This window comes from Capnocytophaga sp. oral taxon 332 str. F0381, assembly GCF_000318275.2.
In the GTDB taxonomy this organism is placed as follows: Bacteria; Bacteroidota; Bacteroidia; order Flavobacteriales; family Flavobacteriaceae; genus Capnocytophaga; species Capnocytophaga bilenii.
Genome location: NZ_KB291280.1, coordinates 3,095 through 3,362, shown reverse-complemented (window position 1 = coordinate 3,362; position 268 = coordinate 3,095). Strand labels below are relative to the sequence as shown.

Sequence of the window (268 nt, the reverse complement as noted above, 5' to 3'; positions counted from 1 at the left end):
ATCTATCAAAAGATTGTCTCTAATCTCTACATAACTAAAAGTGTCTATTTCAAGCCTTTTATGGTCTTCATTAAAGAGAACACGATAATACAACTTTGTTAAGTTATACTTAGTTTTTTGAGGTATAGGACTTTTATATGGTTCTCTTATTGTATCTTCTTCTGTTAAGTAAGTTGAACTATCATAATTTACTCTGTTTTTACAAGATATTATTGAGATTGCAACAAATAGTATTATAATTCTTTTCATAGTTTCTTTAGTTTATCTA

At 25.7% G+C, this 268-nt stretch carries 1 protein-coding gene; it reads right to left on the bottom strand.

The features are described from left to right. A partial coding sequence (locus HMPREF9075_RS13785; RefSeq protein WP_009415092.1) for a hypothetical protein occupies positions 1-249 on the bottom strand: 249 nt, incomplete at its 3' end. Positions 250-268 lie beyond the last annotated feature (19 nt).